Here is a 23,281-nt window from a genome sequence, read left to right as displayed (position 1 = left end):
AAGTGAGTTAGCTCGATGTATGGAGATATCAAGCTAACTTTATATTGTCTACAAAATCTGTTTCAAAACCCGATCCGCTTTTACACGAGTAATTTTGCGCATCAGCTTTTGTACTGCATCTGGGTAATCTTCAAATTTCTCTAACTGTCGGTATGTACAGATTAGGTCAGTGTGTTGAAGAATATTCTCGACCTCTTTTTCAAACTGAGGTGTTAGGTGATGATAGTTATCTTGGATGAAGATAGCGTTTTCTAAATCTAATTTCCAAGCACGTGGGTTAAGGTTATTGCCTGTAATTAGCATATAGCGTTTATCAACCCAGATTCCTTTCAAGTGGAAGCTGTTTTCTTCGTGTTTCCAAAGATGGATAGATAGTTTACGGCTAGCAATATTAGCTTCATTGGCTTTGGCAAATTGGCGTAAGTTACGCTCATACAAGTACGGCAAGCCACCAATGGTGCGGAAATCTTCTTCTGGTGAGATGTAAAAGTCATTAGCTGTTTTATCACCAACAACAATCGTGACTTTTACCCCGCGTTTGAGCGCCTTCTTCACTTCTTTTGCCACGCTGCGTGGGAAGTTAAAGTAAGGCGTGCAGATGAATATCTCATCTTTGGCTTGAGCAAGTAGCTGGTTGATACCTTGGTTTAGCTTGTTACGTTTTTTACCGACACCCACGATAGGAGTGACAGCGACTTGTTCAGCAGAAACTTCTTGAGACTCAAATTGGTAATTCGATTTTGCTAACGATGCTCGTAGCTGGCGAATTTGCGCTTTGATCTCTTTGGTTTCAGGTTTGCTTGGGCACGCCAAGTCATTCACTGCAGGGTGCTCAATCATTTCAGACTGAATAAACTCGACCATACTATCTGAGAGCGCTTTGTTGCTTAGTATATGGTAGCGGTCAAAGCGGTAACGGTCTTTATAGTTCAGGTAGATATTGTTTAAGCTTGCACCACTGTAGATGACCTGATCATCAACAATAAAGCCTTTGAGGTGTAGTACGCCAAATACTTCGCGGCCACGAACAGGGATTCCGTAAACTGGGATCTTATGTTCATGGTTTTCGGCAAATGACTTATACATTGCTGCATTGGTTTCGCCAGGTTCAGCACCAATTAAACCACGTTGGGCACGGTGCCAGTCTACACAGACATTAATATCTAAGCCTGGATTGCGCTGCTTGGCTTGATAAAGTTCGGTCAAAACTTCTCGACCAGCCTCATCATCTTCTAAGTAAAGAGCCACAAGGTAGATTCGTTTACTTGCCTGACGAATCGCTTCAATTAAGCGAGCTCGAAAGTCTTTGGCTGCGTATAACGTCTCAAATTGAGCGGGATCTTGCGCCAAAGTAGGAAGTTGTTCGAATAAATTCCTATGAGTCATCATGTTGGATGGGTAACCTTTACTTAAAGTGGACAGGGATATTAGCAAAAGAACGAAAAAGTTGCGAGTGACCTAAGACTCGCTACTTGAAGGTCGTAGGCTGATCTCGCCGCCAATATAGCTTTCGATTCCTTGTTCGGTCTCTAAAAGTACCGCGCCTTGTTCATTGATGCCTTTTGAAATGCCCGAAATCTCTCTTGGCCCCATGATCAGTTTGATAGGGCGTCCTAAGAAATTATCGAGTCGATTCCATCTTTCAACAAAACCTGACATTCCTTGCAGCTCATAATCAGCGAGCGACTTATTCAAGGTTTTTATCATAGTGATAGCCAGTTGGTTGCGGTCGATATTCTGATTATCAGCCACTTCAGACAGGCTTGCCCACGGTTGAGTAATGCCTTCAGTTTTATCAGACATCATCAGATTCATACCCATGCCGATAACAAGGTTTGCCGCAGCTCCCGCTTGACCAGACATCTCAACTAAGATGCCAGCGAGCTTTTTATCTTGATAATAAAGATCATTCGGCCACTTAAGCTTTACGCCCTCTAAACCAATCTCTTCTAGTGCTTCAACGATGGCAACACCAACGACTAAGCTTAGTCCCATCGCCGCTGCCATGCCTGCATCTAAGCGCCAAAACATCGATAGGTATAGATTAGAGCCAAATGGGGAAACCCACTCTCGGCCACGACGTCCGCGCCCTTTAGCTTGATATTCAGCTAAACATACCGACCCAGACTCTAAGCTGTCTGCTCGTTCGAGTAAGTATTGGTTGGTCGAATCTATAATAGGAATAAGTTCAACGGGGGTCGTTAGGGCTTGGTTTAATAATTCTTGGTCAAGCAACTGCATGGGTTTCGCTAGTTGGTAGCCTTTGCCTTGTACGCGGAAGATATCGACGCCCCATTCTTGAATACCTTTAATATGCTTACTCACAGCGGCGCGAGAAACACCAAGTTGATCACCAAGCTCTTCACCTGAGTGAAAGCCACCTTGGGAAAGCGTTTTTAATATCGATAATTTTGCCGAGTGGTCCTTCATGACTGCTTCTCCAAGATGTCTTGTAAGTAGGTTTCTTGTTTCGCCCCCATAAAGCGAACTTCATGTTCAAGCTCTATTTGATAGCGATTTAACACGGCATCTCGAACCTTAGCGGCAAGTTGAATGATGTCTTTCGCTGTTGCGTCGTTCTGGTTGATCAGCACGAGTGCTTGCATCGGGTGAACTTGAGCGCCACCAACGGTTGTACCTTTTAACTTACATTGATCGATTAACCAGCCAGCGGCGACTTTCATTCCGTTATCCGCGGGGTAGGCAACAATATCGGGAAATTGATTCTTTAACTGCTCAAAGTGGGCTTTTGAAATCACCGGGTTTTTGAAAAAACTACCAGCATTGCCCGTTACAGCAGGATTAGGGAGTTTCTCCATACGAATTTGGCATACGCGATCAAATATCTGTTGGGCGGCAAGGTCTGTTGAAGCCAAGGATTTAAGGGGACCATACTCGATATTTGGTTGCCAATCTTTAGAGAGCTTCATACCAACCGCAATGATTACAGCCTTTTGATATAACTTGTGTTTAAAAATCGAGTCGCGGTAACCAAATTGGCACTCCGCTGCGCTCAGTCGCTTAACCGTGAAGGTCTCAAGGCAGAGAATATCTACATACTCACAGATATCTTTTAGCTCAACACCGTAAGCACCAATGTTCTGGATCGGTGCACTGCCGGCACAACCCGGGATAAGAGCTAAGTTTTCTAAACCAGGGTAACCACTTTCAATCGCCCACTGGACAAGAGAAGGCCAATCTTCACCACCCGATATATGCAAATGCCAGTGTGTGTCAGACTCAGTAACTTTTTTGCCAAGCAACGCATTGATGATCACCATACCTTGGTATTTCTCAGTAAAGAGCATATTACTGCCTTTACCAAGTACGAGCTTAGGTAAAGCGTTCCATTCGGCATTCAGGTAGACCTGTTTTAGCTCATCTATAGAGTTGACCTCAACAAGAAAGGCGCACTGCTGAGAAATAGAAAAAGTATGATAAGGACGTAGGTCGGCGTTAGCTGTAATTTGCATTGGTTTTATCGAGTAATCTAAACTGCGCTCATTCTACCTCAAATCGAGATTGGTGATAATGAGTGCAATGCAGATTGAGCAACTGGACCCGATGAAGTTGCCTTTAGTCACGAGGCTATACAAATCCTTTTATCCATCTGGTAAGGCAAAAAAGGATGAGCTAACTTTGGTCGGCTACATGGAAAACCAAATGGCAGTTGTTGTCCGCTTTCGAGCTATTGAACAATATCGATTACTGACGGGGATGCTTGTTATCCCTGATTTTAGGGGGCGAGGGCTCGGACATGAACTGATGTGTTATTGTTCGCAGCATGTGCTAGCTGAGGGCGATTACTGCTTTGCCTATCAGCACCTTGAAGGCTTTTATGCACAGCATGGCTTTAAGACGGTTGATTGTCAGGAGCTGCCTAACTCGTTGAAAGGTTTATACGATCGCTATACTCGTACTAAAGCGCTGGTACCAATGAAGTACCTTGTGTCAGAGTCATCTTTAGGCATGTAAAGCGTTTGCTTTATAAATGGCTTCCCTCATAATTACCTAGTGATTGAGGAAGTAAATATGAAAAGCACGGATAAAATTTTACAGTTAATCAAAACCACTGGTGCGGTTACGGTAAAACAGTTGGCACAAGAGTTATCTATGACGACGATGGGCGCTCGTCAGCACCTACAAGCTCTTGAGTCTCAAGGCGTGCTTACATTTGAAGACCGTAAATTAAAAGTTGGCCGACCAACTAGATATTGGTCGCTTACTTCTGAAGGGCACAAAGAATTTGCTGATCGTCACGGTGAACTAACAATTCAAGTCATAGACGCGGTTGAGAGCTTGTTTGGTAAAGAAGGGCTACAAAAGGTCGCCGATGAAAGGGAAAAGCAAACTTTTCATAATTACCTAAGTCAGTTAAGCGAATATTCTGAACTGGAAGCTCGTTTACTAAAGCTAGTCGAGTTGCGTCAACAAGAAGGCTATATGGCTGAGTTAGAGAAGACGGAGTCTGGATATACTATGATTGAAAACCACTGTCCTATCTGTAAAGCTGCAACGCGTTGCCCTTCTCTTTGTCAGTCTGAGCTGAATGTTTTTAAGAAGCTACTTGGTGCTGAGTGCCTGATAGAACGAACAGAGCATATTGTTCAAGGCGAAAGGCGATGCGCTTACCGAATTTCGTTTGAAGACTGATTAAACCTATACCTCATTAAGTGTTCTTACTTTTGAGACTTAGAATAATCCCATCTTCCATTGTTTTCATGATCACCTATCCTTAAATGAGTTGCTGATACTTCAATCAGTGTATGAGGAGGCATTATGAGAACACCATTAATCAATCAAACATTACCTTCTTTTGATGAGTTGATGGAGCTTGCACAAAATAACCCCGATGCCTTCTCTCAACTCAAGCAAGACATGTGTGAAGAGATGATCCTCTCCGCTTCGGAAGAGATGCAAGAGAGACTTTGGGCACAGCAAAGTCATATCGATCGTGTTGTCAGCACCTGTAAGAACCCGAACCATGCCAATATGGTCTTAATGCGTGAACTTGTATCTCAAATGACCAAATTCCAAGGTGTATTAGATGGCGATGTCATTGAATCAGACAAACAGCCATTAGCGGATGTTATCTCGTTAGATGAGTGGCGCTGAGTTCTTTAGGTCGCTTTAATTTCTCAAGAATATTCTCATTGAACAGGCTCTCGTTTGCCTACATCTCTGAACTCGATCACAAAAAAAATTCTACTCCCCCTTGGGTTTACTTAATCCGTCCCTCATATAGTTACCACAAGGCTTTGAAAGCCGTTTATCAAATCAAACATGGAAATTTTCAGGAGAGACACCCGATGAATATTCGTCCATTACACGACCGAGTTATCGTTGAGCGCCAAGAAGTTGAATCTAAGTCAGCTGGTGGCATCGTTCTAACTGGTTCTGCTGCAGAGAAATCGACTCGCGGCGTAGTTCTAGCTGTAGGTAAAGGCCGCATTCTAGAAAACGGTACAGTTCTACCGTTGGACGTAAAAGTTGGCGACACGGTTATCTTCGCTGAAGGTTACGGTACTAAGACTGAAAAAATCGACGGTAAAGAAGTGCTAGTGATGTCTGAAAACGACATTATGGCGATCGTTGAGTAATAGCAATCATTGAGTAGTTTTTTGCTCAGATTCAAATACTAGTCAAGACAAAGAATTTAAAGGAAATAAAAGATGGCTGCTAAAGACGTTAAATTTGGTAACGACGCACGCGTAAAAATGCTTGAAGGTGTAAACGTTCTGGCTGACGCAGTAAAAGTAACATTAGGCCCTAAAGGCCGTAACGTAGTTCTAGACAAATCTTTCGGTGCCCCAACGATTACTAAAGATGGTGTATCTGTAGCGCGCGAAATCGAGCTTGAAGACAAGTTCCAAAACATGGGCGCGCAAATGGTTAAAGAAGTGGCGTCTCAAGCAAATGACGCTGCGGGTGACGGTACAACAACAGCAACAGTACTTGCTCAAGCTATCGTGAATGAAGGCCTTAAAGCAGTCGCTGCAGGCATGAACCCAATGGATCTTAAGCGTGGCATCGACAAAGCTGTAATCGCTGCTGTTGAAGAGCTAAAAACGCTATCTGTACCATGTGCTGATACAAAAGCGATCGCACAGGTTGGTACTATCTCTGCAAACTCTGACGCGACAGTCGGTAACATCATTGCTGAAGCGATGGAAAAAGTAGGTCGTGATGGCGTTATCACAGTTGAAGAAGGTCAGGCTCTACAAGACGAGCTAGACGTAGTAGAAGGTATGCAGTTCGACCGCGGTTACCTATCTCCTTACTTCATCAACAACCAAGAAGCAGGTTCTGTTGATCTAGAAAGCCCGTTCATCTTACTAATCGATAAGAAAGTATCGAACATTCGTGAACTTCTTCCAACTCTGGAAGCGGTAGCGAAAGCATCTCGTCCACTTCTAATCATCGCTGAAGATGTAGAAGGCGAAGCGCTAGCAACTCTAGTTGTGAACAACATGCGTGGCATCGTGAAAGTAGCAGCGGTTAAAGCGCCTGGTTTTGGTGACCGTCGTAAAGCAATGCTACAAGACATCGCTATCCTAACTGGCGGTACAGTGATTTCTGAAGAGATCGGTCTAGAACTAGAGAAAGTTGTTCTTGAAGACCTAGGTCAAGCGAAGCGCGTGACTATCACGAAAGAAAACTCAACCATCATCGATGGTGCGGGTGAAGAAGCGATGATCCAAGGTCGTGTTGCTCAAATCCGTCAGCAAATCGAAGATGCAACTTCAGATTACGACAAAGAGAAACTACAAGAGCGCGTAGCTAAACTAGCTGGCGGTGTTGCGGTAATCAAAGTTGGCGCAGCAACTGAAGTTGAAATGAAAGAGAAGAAAGACCGCGTAGAAGATGCGCTACACGCAACTCGCGCAGCGGTTGAAGAAGGTGTGGTTGCTGGTGGTGGTGTTGCACTAATCCGCGCAGCATCTAAAGTTGCTAACCTTGAAGGTGACAACGAAGAGCAAAACGTTGGTATCCGTGTAGCACTACGTGCAATGGAAGCGCCAATCCGTCAAATCACTAAGAACGCTGGTGATGAAGAGTCTGTTGTTGCTAACAATGTTCGTGCAGGCGAAGGTAACTACGGTTACAACGCGGCAACGGGCGAATACGGTGACATGATCGAGATGGGTATCCTAGACCCAACTAAAGTAACTCGTAGCGCACTACAATTTGCCGCGTCAGTGGCTGGTCTTATGATCACAACTGAAGCTATGGTTACTGACCAACCAGCTAAAGATGCTCCTGCAATGCCAGATATGGGTGGCATGGGCGGTATGGGTGGCATGGGCGGTATGATGTAATCATCCCCTCGCTATTCATAGTGAAATTGAAAACGGAGACTTCGGTCTCCGTTTTTTTGTATCTGCTAGTTAGCTAGGTGCCTAGGTGTCGATGTACGTAGTCGCGAATAAACGGCACCACCTCATCTTCAAACCATGGGTTCTTTTTTAGCCATAATGTGTTTCTTGGTGAAGGGTGGGGCAGTGGTAAATAAGTTGGTGCCCAGCGCTGCCATTGCTGCACAGTTTCCGTCAGAGTCTTAGGTTTGTCATTTAGATAGTAGTTTTGTGCATACTGTCCAATCAGTAACGTCATACCGACATTAGGTAATTGTTCTAATACCGCTTGATGCCATTTAGGGGCGCACTCTTTTCTAGGAGGTAAGTCTCCACTTGTCCCTTTGCCAGGATAGCAGAGCCCCATCGGCATAATGGCTACCTGACTTTCGTCGTAAAAGGTCTCTTTATCGAGCTCAAGCCATTCTCTTAGTCTGTTACCGCTTGGGTCATTCCAAGGGATTGAGGTTTCATGGACACGAGTTCCAGGAGCTTGGCCGATAATCAATAACTTTGCAGATTCAGAAGCTTGTATGACGGGGTTCGCGCCAAAGGGCAAGTTCTCTTCACACAAACGACAAGCTCTTACTTGCTGCAGTAAATCATCCAACATATATCTTTCTCGGCACTAGTAGCCTTTATCCAAGTCCACAGTGTTAATTAAACCAAACCCATCTCGCCAGCGTTGGTAGTTTTCCGCAAAGATCTCCACCACCTGTTCAGGAAAGCTAAGAGCCGCAATATGTGGAGTGATGGTGATGTTTGGATGCTGCCAGTAGGGGTGATTACTTTCTAATGGTTCTTGCTCGAATACATCAAGGAAAGCATGGCTAATTGATTCAGATTCAAGAGCTTCTAGTAGACCTTGCTGCTCAAGCGCGCTGCCGCGACCAACGTTGAACAGTAGCGCGCCTTTACAGTGAGATAAGCTGTCGCTATTTAGAATATGTTGTGTTTCAGGCGTGTTGGGTAATGTGTTGACGACAATATCTGCTTGATCTAAGGCGGTAGCTAACTCTTGAATATGATAAGTCGACTCAAATGGTGAGCCTTTACTTGGGATACCACTACGATTAATACCAATAGGCACAATCGAAAATGTTTTAGCAGTATTGGCGAGATAGGAACCTATCGAACCTGTGCCAAGAATCACCATCTTCTTGCCTGCCAGAGATTGATAAGGCTTTGGTGACCAAGCTTTTTGCATTTGTTGCTGGTGGTAGTGCGTAAAGTGACGGCAATGCTCAATGGTATGGCCAAGGACGTACTCAGAAATTTGTTGGCCGAAGATGCCTTTTACATTGGTGAGTTCGCCACTAAAGCTCTCTAGACATGGAACAAGTGCGTCAACACCTGCGTAGATAGATTGCACCCACTCGACATTGGGAAACTCATCAAAGCACTTGGCTGCCATGGGCGGAGAGGCTAATAGAATCGTCGCTTGTTCCTTATCAGACGTTATTTCTATATCAGGTAGTGTTAACTGATCCAATAGCGCGAGATAATATGGATTATCTTCAGTGAGTAGATACAACTTATGAGTGAAATTGTTCATCGCCTTGCTTTTTTCCCTGCTGGTTATCAAGTACACTTTCGCTGTCTAATTCAGCAACTAGGTCAATAGACCCTAAGAGTCTCTATGCTACAGAATCCTCTTCAGCTTCGCCTTGAGAAGTTAGAACCATGGAAACAGATTACCTTTATGGCGAGCCTGTGTGAACGTATGTACCCAAACTATGCGATGTTTTGTGATAGTACAGAGTTTGCTCAGGCGCGTGTTTACCGCGATGTGTTGGATAGCATCTGGGAGCAGCTTACCGTTAAAACCGCGAAGGTGAATTTTGAACGCCAACTAGAAAAGCTTGAAGAGATTATCCCTACTTCTGAAGACTTTGATTTTTACGGGGTTTACCCAGCGATTGATGCATGTGTATCGCTGTCGCACTTACTTCATGGCTTGCTAGACAGAGACTACTTGTTTGAGAACATGCATAAGGTAAGTCAGCAGTCAGTGATGACGGTTGCTCAACTTGAAGAAGCGCAAACGGGTGAAGAAATCACTAACGAAAACCAGAAGCAGAATGAAGCGGTTTGTGAGGAGTGGGACGTGCAATGGGCGATCTTCCGTCCGCTACGTGAAGCAGAAGAGCGTGATATCGACTTGATTAAAGATTTACGAGCAGAGCTGCGTGATGAAGGCGTGAGCAATATCGGTATTAGTCTGTAAAGCAGTTTTAAAAATAAAGGGAGCCGAGGCTCCCTTTATTTTTTCTATGATTTATTCTCTTTCGAGTCATCAGTGCTTGATGGTTTCTCAAACTCTTCATCGTCATCATCGCGATTTTCGATAACGCCGTGTTTTTCTTTCCACTTTTCCCAGCGGTCAAAAGCGAGCTCTTGCATGTCGGTGGTGCGATCCGCTTCGTCGACAATCTCTTCACCAACTAGGTGTTCAAACACATCCTCTAGAGTCAAAATACCCTGAATTGTACCGTACTCGTCGACCACCATGGCTAGTTGCAGGCGGTTAGCCATCATCTGCTCAAACGCTTTTGGTAGCGCAATGGTATTGAACAGTACATGTACTGGACGCATCACTGCACCAAGTTGCTTCTCACCACTGCCTGCTTGCTGAAGCTTAAATAACTCTAAGCGGTGAACAAAGCCGATGATGTTATCCGTTGACTGGCTGTATACCAGTGGGCGCGAAAATGGCGTCTCTTTATGTTTATCCAGAAACTCGTTAATCGTCATTTCTGCATCGACGCGGAATACCACCGGACGAGGCGTCATCACCTGCGTCACGGGGACATCTTGAATACCTAGCAGGTTGTTGAGGATCTTAGACTCACCCTCAGCAAATTCGCCACTCTCTCTTGCCAAAATTGCCATCGCAGACAGTTCATCACGCATTTTTGGTGCTTCATGGCCACGAGCTAAGCGCTTAGTGATCTGTTCTGAGAACCAAACAAACGGTGTCAGGGCCCATACCATCCAGCGTAGTGTAGTTGCTGCCATTGGCGCAAGTTGACGCCAGTATGTCGCGCCGATGGTTTTCGGTACGATTTCAGACAGGACCAGAATACCTAGTGTCAGTACGCCAGAGAATACGCCAAGCCATTCGCTACCGAATACTACCGCAGCCTGAGCACCCGCTGTCGCCGCACCAATTGTGTGAGCGATGGTGTTAAGGGTAAGGATCGAAGCCAGTGGACGGTCGATATCTGTTTTTAACTTTGCCAAAGCGGCAGCCGCAGGGTGGCCTTGCTGACGCAATTGGGCGATATAACTTGGTGAGATACTCAGAAGAACCGCTTCTAAAACGGAGCAGATAAACGATACGCCAATCGCAACAGAGACGTATATAGTTAGCAACAACATAAGTGTCCTATGTAGGTTTATCTCCACTTTAAACTTTGCATGAAAAGTCTGACTTTTCGAACCTGTGCATGATTAAAGTGGACATTTTGTATTCGCTTTAAGCCCCGCACTATCAGGCTTTACGGACTTTCGCTGATGTATAAATAAGGCCTAATGAGGTTAAAAACAAGTATTAACTGATCCTTCCAGAGTAACAAATTGTGAGTTATTACTCAGAATACGGTTAAAAGTACGTCATGAAAGCGAAAGATCGCTTACAAACCTTTGCCAGATGGGGCATTTATGATTTAGAGTGAGTTGAATTCGATAACATATGAGAAGGGAAACCTAATGAACAAGACCCAATTAATCGACTTTATCGCAGAGAAAGCAGACCTATCTAAAGCACAAGCTAAAGCTGCTCTTGAAGCTACTCTTGAAGGTGTGACTGGCGCACTAAAAGAGGGTGACCAGGTTCAACTAATTGGTTTTGGTACATTCAAAGTTAACCACCGTGCAGCACGTACTGGCCGTAACCCTAAAACTGGTGACGAGATCCAAATCGCTGCAGCGAACGTTCCTGCATTCGTAGCAGGTAAAGCACTGAAAGACGCAGTAAAATAATTAAATACTGATTTCAGAGTTTTACACTCTAGATTGTATATAATACGCCAAGGTAGTCTTTCCTATCTTGGCGTATATTTATTTTGTGACTATGAAAAAAATACTTCTTCCTTCACTAATCGCTTCTTTGCTTATCGGTTGCTCCTCGAGTGTACCAACGCCGAACCTTGATCAGTTCTCCAACTATACTGGTGGACAGACGATGGGCGATGCGACCAGTTTATATTGGTACACGGAGCGTCTGACCTTTCCTCATACGGCTGCAGATTATGTCGCGGCTGGCGATTATGGCTGGTATAAAACCGACTACCGCTGGGATGACGGTGAGCTGCGAGAACTGATTCGTGAAGGTGAACAGCTTAAAGATACCGAGCTAGTGCCGTATCGTATTCATGTGCGCTTTAACAAAGACGGCGATGCGATCTATCAGCAACATAGGCTAGATGGTCGAGTGTTGCCGCTTAAGGCCGATAAAATTGCTTGGTTGAAGCAAGAAGCGCTCAACATTGCTGATGTCGCCAAGCAGCAAAGTAGCAATGGTACGAGACTGATTCAAGGCTATTGGGACGGAACCAGCTTCGATGCATGTAATGGTAAGAGTTACGAGCAGGTGGAGTTTAATGAGACCTTACCAAGCTTCGTCGTGAATCGTTTATCATCGGTCGATAGCTATGCGGCGTTTATTGGTTCAACACGCAGCAATAAAGTAGTCGTTAATGAGCTATTAATGCTGTCTGATGACAGTCATGACTGTATTGAGCGTCCAAGCTTAATTGAAGAATAAGCGTAGGCTTTAACAGATAAACAAAAGGCGCTCGTTGAGCGCCTTTTTACTTTTAGTCAGTTAGCCAAACTGAAATTGTTATTTATTTCTCTTGCTCACGTGCAATCGCGCGGTAGCCGATGTCGTTGCGGTGGAACATACCATTCCAACTCACCTGCTTAGCCAGTGCATAAGCTTTCTCTTGCGCTTCTGAAACGCTATTACCTAATGCTGTTGCACACAGTACGCGCCCACCATTTGTCACCACTTCACCCGCTGCATTATTTGCAGTACCAGCATGGAAGATCTTCTGAGCGTCAGCTTGCTCAGCGGGTAGAGAAATGACATCTCCTTTTGCGTAATCAGCAGGGTAACCGCCAGCGGCTAGGACAACGCCGATAGACGCGCGAGGGTCCCATTTTGACTCAGCTTCATCTAGCTTCTCGTCGATGGCCATTAGACATAGCTCAACAAGGTCAGACTCCATACGCATCATAATAGGTTGCGTTTCTGGGTCACCGAAGCGGCAGTTGTACTCGATAACCTTCGGTGTGCCGTCTTTATCGATCATTAGACCCGCGTATAGGAAACCCGTGTATGGGTGGCCTTCTGCATCCATACCGCGCACGGTAGGGTAGATAACTTCTTCAAGGATACGTTCGTGGATTTCAGGTGTTACCACAGGAGCAGGAGAGTAAGCACCCATGCCGCCAGTGTTAGGACCGGTATCTTTGTCGCCGACACGTTTGTGGTCTTGGCTGGTGGCCATAGGTAGAACGCTCTGACCATCGACCATCACGATGAAGCTCGCTTCTTCGCCTTCAAGGAACTCTTCGATTACCACGCGGCTACCAGCTTCACCAAAGGCGTTGCCAGCCAGCATGTCTTTGATTGCGTCTTCTGCTTCTTCTAGTGTCATCGCAACGATAACACCTTTACCTGCAGCAAGACCGTCAGCTTTCACTACGATAGGAGCACCTTGCTGACGAACGTAAGCTAGAGCTGGTTCAATTTCAGTGAAGTTTGCATATGCGCCTGTTGGGATCTTGTGGCGCGCAAGGAAGTCTTTGGTGAATGCTTTTGAGCCCTCTAGCTGCGCAGCCGCTTCGGTTGGGCCGAAGATTGGTAGACCCGCTTCGCGGAAAGCATCAACCACACCGATAACTAGCGGCGCTTCAGGGCCAACAATTGTTAGCTCGATTTTCTTCTCTTGAGCAAAAGCAACCAGCTCAGAGATTGCTTCAACATCAATGTTTACGTTTTCTAGTTTTGGCTCTAGAGCTGTGCCTGCGTTACCAGGCGCAACGAATACTGTCTCAACATTTGGGTTTTGTGCTGCTTTCCAACCTAAAGCGTGCTCACGACCGCCAGCACCAATAATTAATACATTCATGTCTTTAAAATCCTTATAGCTGCGTCAGTGTCTTTATTTCTGTGTCAAAAGTGCTCATTTATGCTTATAAACTCCGCGCTTTTTCCTTGAACTAAAACCACTGACTTGCTCTACGTATTTCAAATATTTTTTGAAATGCTAAATATTTGAAAGCCAAGTAATAAGCTTTTCTCAAAGTAGTTGGTGCTGTGGCTAGGCAACAATTGAGCCCATCCCCGCTATGTGACCGGGGTGGGCGAAAGCAGTTAACGACGCCACAGTACCAAATACGAAGAGAGAATTAGTGGCGGAAGTGACGCATTCCGGTAAAGATCATCGCCATGCCATGTTCATCGGCTGCCGCGATAACTTCGTCATCACGCATAGAACCGCCTGGTTGGATAACACACTTAATGCCTGCTTCTGCAGCCGCGTCGATACCGTCACGGAACGGGAAGAATGCATCTGATGCCATGACACAACCTTCAACCTGTAGACCTTCGTCTGCAGCTTTAATACCTGCGATTTTTGCTGAGTACACGCGGCTCATTTGACCAGCACCGACACCGATAGTCATGTCACCTTTAGAGTAAACAATCGCGTTTGATTTCACGTACTTCGCTACTTTCCAGCAGAATAGCGCGTCTTTTAGCTCTTCAGCGGTTGGCTGGCGTTTAGAAACGACTTTAAGGTCATCTTCAGACACCATACCTTGGTCGCGGTCTTGAACTAGTAGGCCGCCGTTAACGCGCTTCACGTCAAAGCCCGTAGTCTTGGTTGTCCACTCGCCACACTCAAGTAGGCGAAGGTTTTTCTTAGCCGCGATGATTTCGACTGCTTGTGCAGAAACAGCAGGAGCAATGATAACTTCAACGAATTGACGCTCAGTGATAGCTGTTGCAGTTGCAGCATCCAGCTCACGGTTGAATGCGATGATGCCGCCAAATGCAGACGTTGGGTCTGTTTTGAATGCACGGTCGTATGCTTCTAGGATGTTGCCGCCTAGTGCCACACCACATGGGTTCGCGTGCTTAACGATCACACATGCTGGCTCGTCGAACTCTTTCACACACTCAAGCGCTGCGTCAGTGTCGGCGATGTTGTTGTAAGAAAGGGCTTTGCCTTGGATTTGGCGAGCAGTAGAAACAGACGCTTCTTCAGGATTCGCTTCAACGTAGAAAGCCGCTGCTTGGTGACTGTTCTCACCGTAGCGCATGTCCTGCTTTTTCTCGAACTGCTGGTTGAAGGTGCGAGGGAATTTGCTCTCTTCATCACCTTCCTTGTTCTCACCGTATGATGGGACCATAGTGCCGAAGTAGTTTGCGATCATACCGTCGTAAGAAGCGGTGTGCTCGAATGCAGCGATAGCTAGGTCGAAGCGAGTCTCTAGTGTTAGAGATTTCTCGTTTGCATCCATTTCAGCGATAACACGCTCGTAGTCGTGAGCGTTAACCACGATAGTCACATCTTTATGGTTTTTAGCCGCAGAGCGAACCATAGTTGGGCCGCCGATATCGATGTTTTCTACCGCGTCAGCTAGTGTACAGCCTTCTTTTGCTACTGTTTCTGCGAATGGATATAGATTTACCACAACCATATCGATTGGGTTGATGCCGTGCGTTTCCATCACTTCATCATCTTGACCACGACGACCTAGAACACCACCATGTACTTTCGGGTGAAGAGTCTTAACGCGACCGTCCATCATTTCAGGGAAACCAGTGTAGTCTGATACCTCAGTTACAGAGATGCCTTTTTCTGCTAGTAGGCGAGCCGTACCACCAGTTGATAGAATATCAACGCCACGGTTAGTTAGAGCTTGTGCAAACTCAACAATACCAGTTTTGTCTGATACGCTGATCAGAGCGCGGCGAATAGGACGAGCGTTAGTCATGCTTCAATTCCTCAAAGTCACAGAGTTAATATGAAAGATAAAGATGTTTGCCAAAAATGAACTTGTTCCTACTATGACTATGTTTAGCCGAGTAGAATATTGGCCAGTTTTGGTAAAGACCTTTCCAGTAGATACTGGGGATAGAATAGTCTCTGAGTTTGATGGCGCACATTCTAACTAATTTATTACAAAAAAGCTCGCGCAATCGTTTGGCATCGCAAAATTAATTGCAAAAACCTTGTCTTTATCGGTAAAAAGTAACGAAACAGTTAATAGGAAAAGTTATGTTTCAGATTGGAGAACTGGCAAAACGCTGTAATGTGACCGCAGATACGCTGCGATTTTACGAGAAAAACCAGTTAATCAAGCCAGCAGGGCGTAGTGATTCAGGTTATCGTCTTTATAATGAAGAGAACCAAAAACAAGTCAGCTTTATTCTCAAGGCAAAAGACCTCGGGCTGAGCTTGGACGAGATTCGAGAGCTGCTTGAAATCAAGCTTGAGGCTACTGAGCATAGTTGTGCTGAGGTCAAAGCAATCACCAGCGCCAAACTTGGTGTCATCGATGAAAAAATCAATGAGCTAACTCGTATCCGTAGCGCGCTAAAGAAAATTAATGATGCATGTTGTGGTCATGACAATGATGATGCTAGCCATTGCTCCATTTTGGCAGCACTAGAGAGTGAGCGTAGTTCTTGCAAGCCTCATCGTTAATTGAGTATGTCACTGAGCGATTTATCACTGCGTAGTGACGTTATTTTAGACATTGGCTGCATTTATCTTGCAGCCATTCCTGCCTATAACAATCTAAGATTGCATTATTACCGCTAGGCTTGATTAGGTTTTACTTATACCCGTGCCTATAATCCCCTCCTTTGGTCGACAGCATAAAAATCCAACTGCTGCATATTCGTAGCAAAGCATTTTTAATTTACGAGCTGAGAGTTTCAAATGGTCGGAATGTACCTTCAAATCAACGATTGGGTTCTAAGCGTTGATGAAAATAAGCTATATCGCCAAGATAGGGAAGTTTCGGTTGAGCCAAGATTAATTAACTTATTACTGTTTCTAGCCCAGCATGTCGGCGAAGTATTTTGTCGCGAAGAGCTCATTGAGCATGTGTGGTCTGGAGCGATTGTGACAGATCAAGTGGTCACTCAGTCAATCTTTGAGCTACGCAAATTGCTTAAAGATGGCCGTGAAGATAACACCCATTATGTAGTGACGGTTCCCAAGCGTGGCTACAAGTTAGTGGCGAATGTTGAGGCTTTAGAGCGTTTGCCGCTAGGTAAGGGGAAAACTCCTGATGTGACGCAAGCTTCCGTACATGCCGAGCCCGTGCAGAGCGGTAATTCTTCAGAGATGACATTTCCTGCCGGGCCTTTAACGCGAGCGGTATGTCAAAAGCGTCGCAGTGGTTATTTCACGCTGAATTCTCGTGGCAAACACAACGTTCTCAATGCCCTGTGGATTTCCCTATTGGTCGTGTTCATCGCGATCTTTACCTATCATCAAACTGGGGTGAAGATTACTCAGGCGATTGATGCACATTTGATTGAATTTCAGTATCAGGACGGATTTAACAATAGCCAGTTGAGCCACGAATTGGCGGATGGAATCACACAAAAGCTGATGTCGGACATCACTCAAGTGAGCTCCTATCGAGTGCAATTGGATAAAGCCGATTTCACCTCAGGCATTTTGCCAGGCAAAACCGTCTCTGTACGGGTAGAGGATGAAAATGGTAGCGAGTTTTTAGTCGTAGAATACCGCAACAACTCATCTGAAAAGGTCATTTTTAGTCGTCAGTACCCACTTGCTATCCAGCACTTGAAGGCTATCTTACGTCAGGTGGCGGTGGATTTAATGACGGCGATGAAAATCCCTCAACCAGAGCAGAAATCTAACGCGTTGGTGGTGGGACTGCCCAACGATGCTCAAGCGATGCAACTGTTGATTCAAGCTAATCACTATCTAAATCAGTCGGATGTGAAACCGTTCAAGCACGGTGTGGATCTATTAGAGCAAGTTTTACAAATCGAACCAAATAACCTGTATGTTCAAGCGGAACTCTACATTTCCTACTATGTGGCACAGGCGCTTGATACTGAACAGGAATTGAATCAATCACGGGTTAATGCCCTTAGCCGCAATTTAGAAGCCAGTCGTCCTATACTAGTCGCGCCAGTACAACCAAGGATTTATGAAGCTCTGGCACTGCATGCGACGTTGAGTAATCATATGGATGTTGCTAAGCGCTATTTAGACCAAGCATTAGCGACGCGAGACTCTACTTTGTCGTACGTTTTGCTTGGTAAGCATGCGGAGTTGATGGGTGATTTGGATCAGGCCAGTGAAGCCTACAGTGAGGCTTTCTATATCGATACTGCTATTGAGACCTACATGCTGTGTGAAAACATGATTTTTTATACTAACTTGAAGTCCTTGGATTACGCGCTTTACCGCTCGGTGCATCCATCGGTGGTTCACTTGCTGTAAAAAGACAGCGCCGAAAATCAAGCCCTCGCACTCTGCGAGGGCTTTTTATTATCTAACCAATTGGTGTTATTGCCATTCCTCCTTTCTCCTTTCTCCTTTCCTTCCCACAGGTGTATCAACCACTCGAATATTCAGCTAGCCGTAGTGATGAAGCTAAATGCTGCTATGACATTCGTATTGGGAGCGGTTGGTGGTTGAGTGAATGGTCGTTATCCACTTGCCGAGCAGAGATTGATAAGTTGATTTTTTTATAACTCACTTCGGAGAAGGTTTAGGGTTCTCTAGTAATGCATTGTAAATAAAGCGTTTTCACTGTGTTTGTCGTCAGGTTTATATCAACCTTATGATGTTTTCATCATCATTTTATTAATAACCTCACCATTATTTCTTTTAGCTTTTTTGAGCGTAGTCTGCACGGCAAATCGAGTGAGATATTGCAGGCTAGCTTGTGATGACATCTCACTAAGTCGCAGATTGAGCGCTTTAGCTCGTAGAAAAACTTGGAGACGTTATGTCATCAACGACAAAGAAAATCGGTGTGATTGCCTGTACAGGGGTTGTTGCCGGTAACATGATGGGCAGTGGTATCGCGCTGCTGCCATCTAGCCTAGCCACAGTAGGTTCTATTTCTCTATTCAGTTGGCTAATTTGTATTACTGGCGCGCTGAGCTTGGCGTTCGTTTTCGCTAGATTGGCGACCAAGAACCCACAAGAGGGCGGTCCAATTGCTTATGCGGGTGAAGTCTCTCCGGTATTTGGTTTCCAAACAGGTGTGCTGTATTACCATGCAAACTGGATTGGCAACTTAGCGATTGCGATTACCGGTGTTTCTTATCTCTCTGTTTTCTTCCCTATCCTTAATCATCCAATCCCTGCAGGTATTGCTACCATAGCTTCAGTTTGGGTGTTTACCTTGGTCAACCTGCTTGGCGGTAGTTGGGTAAGCCGTTTATGTACCCTTGGTCTAGTTCTGATCTTAATTCCAGTGCTAGGTACTGCGTTCGTCGGCTGGACCCACTTTGATCCTGAGCTGTATCAACAAAACTGGAATGTTTCTGCTGGGACGGATAGCCATGCGGTTATTACTGCAGTTCTGATCTGTTTGTGGTCATTTGTCGGCGTTGAATCGGCAGCGGTATCTTCCGGTATGGTTGAGAACCCAAAACGCACCGTACCACTAGCAACCATGCTAGGTACTGGTATCGCTGGGGTGATCTACATTGTTTCTACTCAGATGATTAGCGGCATGTTCCCTGCCTCTGAAGTCGCTGCGTCTGGTGCGCCGTTTGCTCTAGCCACCACCGAGGTCTTTGGTAGTTGGACCGCTCCTTTCGTTGCTGCATTCACCGCTCTAGCGTGTTTCACCTCACTGGGTTCTTGGATGATGTTGGTTGGCGAAGCGGGTAAACGTGCGGCCAATGATGGCAACTTCCCGAAAATCTATGGTGAAGCAGACAAGAATGGTGTGCCTAAAAAAGGTCTTATTCTCGCTTCAATCAAAATGACCGTATTAATGGTGGTTTTGACCGTGTTCAGCTCTAAAACCGCTCATACGGCCGATCTATTCAACCAGTTAACCACTGATGCGGTATTGCTGACTATGCTGCCTTACTTCTACTCAAGCATTAACTTAATCCGCTTTGAAGGGATGACAACGCGTAGTGGCTTTGTGATGTTCTTCTCTGGTATCGCATGTGTGTTCTGCATGATTGCTCTTGCTGGCGCAGAAGGCACCACACTCACCGCGACCTTCATCATGTCTTTGGTCATCTTGATGTTCTACAGCAAAAAAGCAGGCCTGACTCAATATGTCGAACTGCATGCTAATGACTCAACGGCTCCTGCAAGCCATTAATTTATCGCGTCAGTCGCTACTGAACTGACAACCCTAATACCCCTAACGGCGCTCATCTTACTCATTGTCTTAATTGACAAAGAGCGCCTTTTTTCGTCTTGGAGATTTCCAAATGAATATATTTGCCATCTTGAACCATATGGGTGTGTTCTTTAAAGAAGAGCCTGTACGTCAACTTCACCAAGCGCTAGAGCAATCTGGCTATCAAGTTGTTTATCCTGTTGATGATAAAGACCTGATTAAAATGCTAGAAATGAACCCACGTATTTGTGGTGTGTTATTTGACTGGGACAAGTACTCACTAGACCTATGTCGTGAAATCAATCAACTGAATGAGAAACTGCCGGTTTACGCTTTTGCCAACGACCAATCGACCTTGGATATCAGCTTGACTGATTTACGCCTTAACGTGAATTTCTTCGAGTATGCGCTAGGCATGGCCGATGATATTGCGATTAAGATTAATCAAGCGACGGAAGAGTACAAATCGGCGATCATGCCTCCATTTACTAAAGCGCTGTTTAAGTATGTTGATGAAGGCAAATACACCTTCTGTACTCCGGGCCATATGGGCGGTACTGCGTTTCAAAAAAGCCCGGCAGGGAGTATCTTCTACGATTTCTACGGGCCAAATACCTTCAAGGCGGACGTCTCTATTTCGATGCCTGAACTAGGCTCGTTGCTGGATCACTCTGGTCCACACAAGCAGGCGGAAGAGTATATTGCCCATACTTTTAATGCCGATAGCTCTTACATCGTGACTAATGGTACTTCGACTTCAAACAAGATCGTTGGTATGTACTCAGCGCCGGCGGGCAGTACGGTGTTAGTTGACCGCAACTGTCATAAGTCACTGACTCACTTAATGATGATGTGCGATGTGACACCAATTTACTTCCGTCCTACTCGTAACGCTTACGGGATTTTGGGTGGTATTCCACAAAGTGAATTTAGCCGTGAAGTGATAGCGGATAAAGTGGCGACGACTCCAGGTGCCTCTGCGCCAAGCTACGCTGTGGTTACTAACTCTACTTATGATGGTTTGCTCTACAACACTCAATTCATTAAAGAATCGTTAGATTGTAAGCATATTCACTTTGATAGCGCATGGGTGCCATACACTAACTTCAACCCAATTTACCAAGGTAAGTGTGGTATGAGTGGTGACGCGATGCCGGGCAAAGTGTTCTATGAAACTCAATCGACTCATAAACTGCTGGCGGCCTTCTCTCAGGCTTCGATGATTCATATTAAAGGTGACTTCGACAAAGAGTCGTTTAATGAAGCCTTTATGATGCACACCTCAACATCGCCACAATACGGTATTGTGGCGTCGACTGAGACGGCAGCGGCGATGATGCGTGGTAACACTGGACGTCGCTTGATGCAAAGCTCAATTGATCGCGCGGTACGTTTCCGTAAAGAGATCAAACGCCTTAAAGCAGAAAGTGAGAGCTGGTTCTTTGATGTTTGGCAACCGGACAATATCGACACGACAGAGTGTTGGATGCTTGACCCGAAAGAGACATGGCATGGCTTTAAAGATATCGACAGTGACCACATGTATCTTGATCCGATCAAGATTACCTTACTGACTCCAGGGATGAGTGAAGAGGGCGAGCTAGAGCAAAGCGGTATTCCAGCGACACTAGTGGCTAAGTTCCTTGATGAGCGTGGCATCGTGGTTGAGAAAACAGGTCCATATAACTTACTGTTCCTATTCTCGATTGGTATTGATAAGTCTAAGGCGATGCAACTGCTGCGTGGATTAACCGAGTTCAAACGCGGTTACGATTTGAACCTGACAGTGCGAAATATGCTGCCATCACTCTATCAAGAGGACCCGCATTTCTACGAAGGCATGCGCGTGCAAGACTTAGCTCAAGGTATCCATGATCTCACTAAGAAATATCGTTTACCTGAACTGATGTTTAAAGCTTTTGATGTACTGCCTGAAATGAAGGTCACACCGCACAAAGCGTGGCAACAAGAGCTGAGTGGTAATGTGGAAGAGATCCAGCTGAATGATATGGTTGGCCGCATTAGTGCCAATATGATTTTGCCATACCCTCCAGGCGTGCCTTTGGTGCTACCAGGTGAAATGGTGACGGATAGCTCACGTCCAGTATTGGATTTCTTGGAAATGCTGTGTGAGATTGGTGCCCACTACCCAGGATTTGAAACCGATATCCATGGCCTATATCGCCAGCAAGATGGTAGTTACACAGTGAAAGTTCTCAAAGATTAATTTCGCTAGCCAACTCGCAACCTAATTCGACAGCTCAATCCCCTCAAGCATAAGTCGGACAAAAGATAAGGACACTGTCCTTATCTTTTTTTATATCTATTAGTTGGAGTTGCGACAGTCAGTGGCTTGCTTAAAGCCAGTTTGTTGGGGCTACGAAGCGCGGCGAATGTTGGCCTTAAGTTCACTGCTCGGTTGGATCTCAGGGAGGCTATCGTAATACAGCGTGACTTGGTTGCGACCCGTTTGCTTCGAGTAGTACATCGCTTTATCTGCTTGTACTAGTAATTCTTTAATCGAGGAAACTTGGCTATTGAGCTCTGCAATACCGATGCTTACCGTTGGATAGATAATATGCCCATCAACATGGCATGGCGTAGTCTCTATCGATTGACGAATTCGCTCAGCAATATCGTAGGCTTGAATCGCGTTAGTGCGGCTCAATACGATGCCAAACTCTTCTCCGCCCAAGCGGCCAATATAGTCACTGGAGCGAATTAACCCTTGGCAAATGTGGGCAACTTGGGTAATGACTTCGTCGCCAGAAAGGTGGCCAACCTGATCGTTGATCTCTTTAAAATGATCAATATCGAGCATTAAACAGGATAACAGTAATGGAGCTGGTGCATTGAACTCACACTCAAGCCCTTGGATAAAGGCACGTCGGTTCAATATACCGGTTAGCTCATCGGTTTCTGCCAGTCTTTTTAGCTCAGTCTCATGTAGGTGAGATTGAGTTATCTCTTTATCTTGCCACAGTACATAGCGATTGCCATTGGACAGGGTGATTGGCTTAAACGTGGCTTCAAACCAGCGCTCTTCGATTTCCCCCCATTCCTGTAAAGCCTCAATCGACAGTTGTAGCAGTTGGCTTGGGTTGAGCGAGTAGCGGAAACTACATCGCTGTCCCTTTGATAACGCAAACTCGAAACTGCTTATTAGCTGGTGGCTGATAACGCTGGGAGCGAGGTCATAGAAGGGTTGTTGTTCGCATGTCTGGTAGGTAATACAGCTTTGGCTATCTTCGCTAAAGCTATCAACCACATAGCCTTGCTCGTTGATAACGATCAGACGATCTGGCAGCTCTTTGAGTAGCAAGCCAAGCCATTCTTCTCTTTGCATATCAACCATGTAGATGAGCCCAGACGGAAACGTAATTGATTATTATATCGCTACATTGACCTTGTGCAATCGCAATAGATCACAGAATGGTGAATATTTGTTCGCATGACATTGTTGGTAACAATATATCAAGCAACAAAAAGCCGGGCTCACAAATGTGAGCCCGGCTTTAGAATTCAAGAATTCGAATGAA

At 45.4% G+C, this 23,281-nt stretch carries 21 protein-coding genes; 12 read left to right on the top strand and 9 right to left on the bottom strand.

Annotated elements, in window-relative coordinates:
* Positions 1–48 precede the first annotated feature (48 nt).
* The 3 genes from pssA to murB all read right to left on the bottom strand — a co-directional run bounded on the left by pssA (position 49) and on the right by murB (position 3,473).
* A complete protein-coding gene (gene pssA / locus VIA_RS02670; protein WP_004410751.1) occupies positions 49–1,389 on the bottom strand; it encodes a CDP-diacylglycerol--serine O-phosphatidyltransferase in 1,341 nt (446 codons plus the stop codon).
* A 69-nt stretch (positions 1,390–1,458) separates the two neighbouring features.
* Positions 1,459–2,430 carry a bifunctional biotin--[acetyl-CoA-carboxylase] ligase/biotin operon repressor BirA gene (birA, locus tag VIA_RS02665; RefSeq protein ID WP_004410749.1) on the bottom strand — a complete coding sequence of 324 codons (972 nt, stop codon included), beginning with the start codon at positions 2,428–2,430 and terminating at the stop codon, positions 1,459–1,461.
* On the bottom strand, positions 2,427–3,473 hold the full coding sequence (gene murB, locus VIA_RS02660; protein WP_004410747.1) for a UDP-N-acetylmuramate dehydrogenase: 1,047 nt from the start codon (positions 3,471–3,473) through the stop codon (positions 2,427–2,429). The genes birA and murB overlap by 4 nt, the downstream gene beginning before the upstream one ends.
* A 67-nt stretch (positions 3,474–3,540) precedes the next feature.
* On the opposite strand from murB, the gene VIA_RS02655 reads away from it, so the two are divergent.
* The 5 genes from VIA_RS02655 to groL all read left to right on the top strand — a co-directional run bounded on the left by VIA_RS02655 (position 3,541) and on the right by groL (position 7,319).
* Positions 3,541–3,975 (top strand): GNAT family N-acetyltransferase, encoded by a 435-nt coding sequence (locus VIA_RS02655; protein ID WP_004416753.1) that lies wholly within the window; start codon positions 3,541–3,543, stop codon positions 3,973–3,975.
* Positions 3,976–4,032: 57 nt separating this feature from the next.
* Entirely contained in the window at positions 4,033–4,653 is a 621-nt protein-coding gene (locus tag VIA_RS02650) for a helix-turn-helix transcriptional regulator (RefSeq protein ID WP_004410743.1), read from the top strand.
* Between the two features lie 126 nt (positions 4,654–4,779).
* Positions 4,780–5,115: a DUF3135 domain-containing protein gene (locus VIA_RS02645; RefSeq protein ID WP_004410740.1), complete on the top strand. Its 336-nt coding sequence runs from the start codon at positions 4,780–4,782 to the stop codon at positions 5,113–5,115.
* Positions 5,116–5,309: 194 nt separating this feature from the next.
* Entirely contained in the window at positions 5,310–5,600 is a 291-nt protein-coding gene (locus VIA_RS02640) for a co-chaperone GroES (RefSeq protein WP_004410737.1), read from the top strand.
* A gap of 72 nt (positions 5,601–5,672) precedes the next feature.
* Positions 5,673–7,319, top strand: a complete 1,647-nt coding sequence (gene groL, locus VIA_RS02635; RefSeq protein WP_004410734.1) for a chaperonin GroEL — start codon at positions 5,673–5,675, stop codon at positions 7,317–7,319.
* Between the two features lie 73 nt (positions 7,320–7,392).
* On the opposite strand, the gene VIA_RS02630 is transcribed toward groL, so the two are convergent.
* A complete protein-coding gene (locus VIA_RS02630) occupies positions 7,393–7,968 on the bottom strand; it encodes a uracil-DNA glycosylase family protein (protein WP_004410732.1) in 576 nt (191 codons plus the stop codon).
* A gap of 15 nt (positions 7,969–7,983) precedes the next feature.
* The gene (locus VIA_RS02625; protein ID WP_004416749.1) at positions 7,984–8,910 is read right to left on the bottom strand and encodes a D-2-hydroxyacid dehydrogenase; all 927 of its coding nucleotides are present in this window, start codon (positions 8,908–8,910) and stop codon (positions 7,984–7,986) included.
* An 84-nt stretch (positions 8,911–8,994) separates the two neighbouring features.
* Here VIA_RS02625 and VIA_RS02620 point away from each other — a divergent pair, with 84 nt between their 5' ends.
* The gene (locus VIA_RS02620) at positions 8,995–9,582 is read left to right on the top strand and encodes a YjaG family protein (RefSeq protein WP_004410726.1); all 588 of its coding nucleotides are present in this window, start codon (positions 8,995–8,997) and stop codon (positions 9,580–9,582) included.
* A gap of 44 nt (positions 9,583–9,626) precedes the next feature.
* Here VIA_RS02620 and VIA_RS02615 read toward each other — a convergent pair whose 3' ends face one another.
* Entirely contained in the window at positions 9,627–10,736 is a 1,110-nt protein-coding gene (locus VIA_RS02615) for a CNNM domain-containing protein (RefSeq protein WP_004410723.1), read from the bottom strand.
* A gap of 330 nt (positions 10,737–11,066) precedes the next feature.
* Between VIA_RS02615 and hupA the strand changes: the two genes are divergently transcribed.
* Together hupA and VIA_RS02605 are read left to right on the top strand one after the other, a co-directional pair.
* On the top strand, positions 11,067–11,339 hold the full coding sequence (gene hupA, locus VIA_RS02610; protein WP_004410720.1) for a nucleoid-associated protein HU-alpha: 273 nt from the start codon (positions 11,067–11,069) through the stop codon (positions 11,337–11,339).
* A gap of 91 nt (positions 11,340–11,430) precedes the next feature.
* Positions 11,431–12,123, top strand: coding sequence for a DUF1481 domain-containing protein (locus VIA_RS02605; RefSeq protein ID WP_038211454.1), 693 nt, complete (start codon positions 11,431–11,433; stop codon positions 12,121–12,123).
* An 82-nt stretch (positions 12,124–12,205) separates the two neighbouring features.
* Here VIA_RS02605 and purD read toward each other — a convergent pair whose 3' ends face one another.
* Positions 12,206–13,495: a phosphoribosylamine--glycine ligase gene (gene purD, locus VIA_RS02600; protein WP_004410716.1), complete on the bottom strand. Its 1,290-nt coding sequence runs from the start codon at positions 13,493–13,495 to the stop codon at positions 12,206–12,208.
* A 280-nt stretch (positions 13,496–13,775) separates the two neighbouring features.
* The gene (gene purH, locus VIA_RS02595; RefSeq protein ID WP_004410715.1) at positions 13,776–15,368 is read right to left on the bottom strand and encodes a bifunctional phosphoribosylaminoimidazolecarboxamide formyltransferase/IMP cyclohydrolase; all 1,593 of its coding nucleotides are present in this window, start codon (positions 15,366–15,368) and stop codon (positions 13,776–13,778) included.
* A 284-nt stretch (positions 15,369–15,652) separates the two neighbouring features.
* On the opposite strand from purH, the gene zntR reads away from it, so the two are divergent.
* From zntR to VIA_RS02575, 4 genes are all read left to right on the top strand, one after another.
* Positions 15,653–16,081 (top strand): Zn(2+)-responsive transcriptional regulator, encoded by a 429-nt coding sequence (gene zntR / locus VIA_RS02590; protein WP_004410714.1) that lies wholly within the window; start codon positions 15,653–15,655, stop codon positions 16,079–16,081.
* A gap of 237 nt (positions 16,082–16,318) precedes the next feature.
* Positions 16,319–17,866: a lysine decarboxylation/transport transcriptional activator CadC gene (cadC, locus tag VIA_RS02585; RefSeq protein WP_004418200.1), complete on the top strand. Its 1,548-nt coding sequence runs from the start codon at positions 16,319–16,321 to the stop codon at positions 17,864–17,866.
* Positions 17,867–18,377: 511 nt separating this feature from the next.
* A complete protein-coding gene (gene cadB, locus VIA_RS02580) occupies positions 18,378–19,721 on the top strand; it encodes a cadaverine/lysine antiporter (protein WP_004410711.1) in 1,344 nt (447 codons plus the stop codon).
* Between the two features lie 112 nt (positions 19,722–19,833).
* Positions 19,834–21,969 carry a lysine decarboxylase CadA gene (locus VIA_RS02575; protein WP_004410709.1) on the top strand — a complete coding sequence of 712 codons (2,136 nt, stop codon included), beginning with the start codon at positions 19,834–19,836 and terminating at the stop codon, positions 21,967–21,969.
* 150 nt (positions 21,970–22,119) lie between these two features.
* Here VIA_RS02575 and VIA_RS02570 read toward each other — a convergent pair whose 3' ends face one another.
* The gene (locus VIA_RS02570; RefSeq protein WP_004410696.1) at positions 22,120–23,097 is read right to left on the bottom strand and encodes a GGDEF domain-containing protein; all 978 of its coding nucleotides are present in this window, start codon (positions 23,095–23,097) and stop codon (positions 22,120–22,122) included.
* Positions 23,098–23,281: the final 184 nt, after the last annotated feature.

This window comes from Vibrio orientalis CIP 102891 = ATCC 33934 (assembly GCF_000176235.1).
GTDB lineage: Bacteria > Pseudomonadota > Gammaproteobacteria > Enterobacterales > Vibrionaceae > Vibrio > Vibrio orientalis.
This window is presented reverse-complemented; position numbering and strand designations above follow the sequence as displayed.